This is a genomic window from Mesorhizobium sp. M7A.F.Ca.US.002.01.1.1 (assembly GCF_004022955.1).
In the GTDB taxonomy this organism is placed as follows: Bacteria; Pseudomonadota; Alphaproteobacteria; order Rhizobiales; family Rhizobiaceae; genus Mesorhizobium; species Mesorhizobium ciceri.
In genome coordinates, this window is sequence record NZ_RZQE01000551.1 from 1 (window position 1) to 3,518 (window position 3,518).

The following is a 3,518-nucleotide window of genomic DNA, read 5'->3' on the forward strand; positions in this document are numbered from 1 at the left end:
GACCAATGGGGCATCTTCACCGTCTCGCTCGCGCGGCGCCGCTGAGCAGCATGGTGTCATCGCCTGCATCCGTGGCGCGTGCCGAACCCTATAGCCGGGTGGTCGTCAGGGCAGCCCTGTGGCTGGCCTTCCTGGCGCCGTTCTTCTATCTCAGCTACGGCTTCGCCAACTGGCTGGCGTCGCGGCGCGACGATGTCGGCAGTATCGTGTTCTCGTGGGAGCACGGCATCCCGTTCCTCGCCTGGACCATCGTGCCCTATTGGTCGATCAACCTGTTCTACGGCCTGTCGCTGCTGCTCAACAACGACAGGCAAGGGGTCGACCGTCTGGCCGGACGCTATCTCACCGCGCAAATCGTCGCCGTTATCTGCTTCATCCTGTTCCCGCTGACCGCTACATTCGTGCGACCGGCGACGACCGGCCTGCCGGGCTTCCTGTTTGCCGTGCTCGGCGGTTTCGACAAGCCGTTCAACCAGGCGCCCTCGCTGCATATCGCCCTTTTGGCGATCATCTGGGATCATTGGCGCCACCGGCTCGGCGGGTTGCTCCTGCCGCTCTGGCATGGCTGGAGCTTCCTCATCGGCGCCTCGGTGCTGACGACCTGGCAGCATCACTTCATCGACATCCCGACCGGCGCGCTGCTCGGGTTCTTTGCGCTGTGGCTGTTTCCGCGCAGCGGCGCATTGCCGTTTGCAGGCTTCCGGCTGACCAACGATGCGAAAGCGCGGCGGCTGGCGCGGTTCTACGCGCTGGGCGCCGTCCTCGCGCTGGCCGGTGCCGCGCTCGGTGCCTTCCTTTGCGCTGTCGCGCTCTTCCTGCTTTGGCCGGCGCTGGCGCTGGCCATCGTCGCCTTCGCCTATGCTGGCGCAGGCGAAAAGGTGTTCCAGAAATCCGCCGATGGCACCATGACGCTTGCAAGCCGTGTCCTGCTCTTGCCTTATCGCCTCGGCGCCAGGGCAAACATATGGGCCTGGACGCGCAATCTTGCCCCCCAGGTGGCGATTGCCGAAGGTGTCTTTCTCGGGCGCTTTCCCACGGCAAGCGAGGCCAACAGCTTCGGCACGGTCATCGACCTCGCCGCCGAACTCGAAAAGCCGGCGACAACCGATTGCCGCTGGATCAGCTTTCCGATGATCGACCTGTTGCCGCCGCCACTGGCGATACGGCAACAGGCAGCCGGCGCGCTGGAGAATGCACGCCGCGACGGCACCGTCCTGGTGTGCTGCGCGCTCGGCTTCCAGCGCAGCGCCGGCGTCGTCGCCGAATGGCTGGTGGCGACCGGCAGGGCCGGGACGCCAGCGCTCGCCCGCGAGATGCTCGCGGCCGCCGGCCGGCCGATTCATCTTGCAGAGGCTACGGGGCGGGCGGCGTCATGACAGGCAATACCTATCAGGACCGCACCGACCGCTTCGCCGGCATGCTGATGCGACAGGCCGCGTGGCCGGCCGCAATCGTGCTGGCCGCAAATGTCCTTGCGCCTCTAGCCGCATCGGCGCGCGGTGCCTTCGAGACCTTGCCCGCGGCCATCGCTTTGTCGATCGCCGCCGCGAGCGCGGTTGCGGTGCTGGCGCTGTCGGCATTGCTGGCATTCGACGCGCTGCTGTTCCGACTGATGGCGAGCCATGACGACGAAGCTTCCGGCGGTGCCGCGGTGGATGACATGTTGGCGCGCATGCGCCTGAAACCGGCTCCGTTCGCGACACGCTTGCTCGATGACCGCATGGCCGGCACAAGCCGCTTGCTGTTCAAGCAGCGCGCTGCCCTGGCTCTGTTCGCCGCAGCGCTTCTGGCGGCAGGGTTTTGGGCGCCGCGATGAACAAGCTTTCGCTCAAGACCTTCACCTTGCTGCAGACGGTAACCTCCGTCGGCCTGTCGGCTCTGGCCCGGATGGTGACCGGGGTGCGGCCGATCTGGAACGGCAGCCTGCCCTCCGAGCGGCAGCGCATCTATTTCGCCAATCACACCAGCCATGGCGACTTCATCCTTTTGTCGGCCTGTCTCAGCGAAAGGGAGCGCGCGATCACCCATGCTGTTGCCGCAGGCGAATATTGGGGGAAGTCGCGGCTGCGCCGCTTCATCGCGCAGGACATGTTGTCGTCCGTGCTCATCAACCGGCAATGGACGAGACCTGAGGAAAACCCCATCGAGATCATGCTGTCGGTTCTCGACCAAGGGCACTCGCTTATCCTGTTTCCCGAGGGCACCCGCAACATGACAGACGAGCCGCTGCTGGCGTTCCGCTCCGGGCTCTACAATCTGTCGACGGCGCGGCCTGAGGTCGAGCTGATCCCGTGCTGGATCGAGAACATGTCGCGCGTGCTGCCCAAGGGCCAGTTCCTGCCGGTGCCGCTGCTGTGCCGCGTCGTTTTCGGCGCGCCTGTCGCGGTTGGCCCGGGCGAAGAACGCCGCGCCTTTCTCGAGCGCGCCCACGCCGCGCTTCTGGCGCTCAACCCGCGTCCCGAGCGAGACGATTGATGCGCCACGAGATCTCCATCCTGATCATCGGCCTGCTGGCGGTTTTGACCACCGCCAGCATCGTCGCCACCATCCTTTCGGCGCGAGCGCCGAAGCCGCTGAGCTCGACGCTTGTCAATCTCACGCAGCGCATCAACGCCTGGTGGGTGATGGTGGCGCTGATGACGGTCGCCTTCTTCTTCGGCCGTTACGGGATGACCATCCTGTTTGCGCTGATTTCCTTCGCCGCGCTGCGCGAATTCGTGACGCTGACGCATACGCGCCGCAGCGACCATTGGGTGCTGCTCGGCATGTTCGGCATCATCATCCCGTTTCAGTACTGGCTGGTGTGGACCGCCTGGTATGGGCTCTTCGTCATCTTCATTCCGGTCTACTGCTTCCTCTTGATGCCGGCCATCACGGCGCTGCATGGCGACACCGAACGCTTCCTCGAGCGGATCGCCGCGCAGCAATGGGCGGTGATGATCTCGGTCTATTGCGTCAGCCACGTCCCCGCCCTGCTGACACTCGACGTGCCAGGCTTCGAAGGCCGCACCTTGCTGCTGATCGCCTTCCTGATCATCGTCGTGCAAGGCAGCGACGTGCTGCAGTACATCTTCGGCAAGCTGTTTGGTAAACACCGGTTTTCGCCGAACGTCTCGCCGTCGAAAACCTGGGAAGGGCTGATCGGCGGATTGGTGTCGGCGAGCCTGCTCGGCGCGCTGTTGTCGTTCGTGACGCCCTTCTCGCCGCTGCAGGCGGCAGCCGTGGCCTTCGTCGCCTGCTCGATGGGATTCCTAGGCGGGCTGGTCGCCTCGGCCATCAAGCGCGACCAGGGCGTCAAGGACTGGGGCCATCTCATCGAAGGCCATGGCGGCATGATGGACCGCACCGACAGCCTGGTCTTCGCCGCCCCGGTGTTCTTCCACATCGTGCGCTATTTCTGGACCGTGTGATCCGGCGACCGGTTGCCAAACGCGCTCAAAGCCGGTTGCGGATCAGCATGGTGACGACGAAGAACGCACCGACCGAGCTGGTGATGATGCCGATCGGCAGTTCCTGCG

4 protein-coding genes are annotated in these 3,518 nt (G+C 65.1%); all 4 read left to right on the top strand.

From position 1 onward, the window contains the following. Nucleotides 1-50 precede the first annotated feature (50 nt). From EN932_RS31685 to EN932_RS31700, 4 genes are read left to right on the top strand one after another with little or no spacing between them, the layout of a single operon-like run. Nucleotides 51-1,376, top strand: a complete 1,326-nt coding sequence (locus EN932_RS31685) for a phosphatase PAP2/dual specificity phosphatase family protein (RefSeq protein WP_127388334.1) — start codon at nucleotides 51-53, stop codon at nucleotides 1,374-1,376. Then, a complete protein-coding gene (locus tag EN932_RS31690; protein WP_013532376.1) occupies nucleotides 1,373-1,816 on the top strand; it encodes a hypothetical protein in 444 nt (147 codons plus the stop codon). Before EN932_RS31685 ends, EN932_RS31690 begins: the two co-directional genes overlap by 4 nt. Then, complete coding sequence (locus tag EN932_RS31695) at nucleotides 1,813-2,475, top strand: lysophospholipid acyltransferase family protein (RefSeq protein WP_013532377.1); 663 nt, start codon at nucleotides 1,813-1,815, stop codon at nucleotides 2,473-2,475. Before EN932_RS31690 ends, EN932_RS31695 begins: the two co-directional genes overlap by 4 nt. Beyond that, entirely contained in the window at nucleotides 2,475-3,410 is a 936-nt protein-coding gene (locus EN932_RS31700) for a phosphatidate cytidylyltransferase (RefSeq protein WP_027163212.1), read from the top strand. Before EN932_RS31695 ends, EN932_RS31700 begins: the two co-directional genes overlap by 1 nt. The last annotated feature ends 108 nt before the right edge of the window (nucleotides 3,411-3,518 follow it).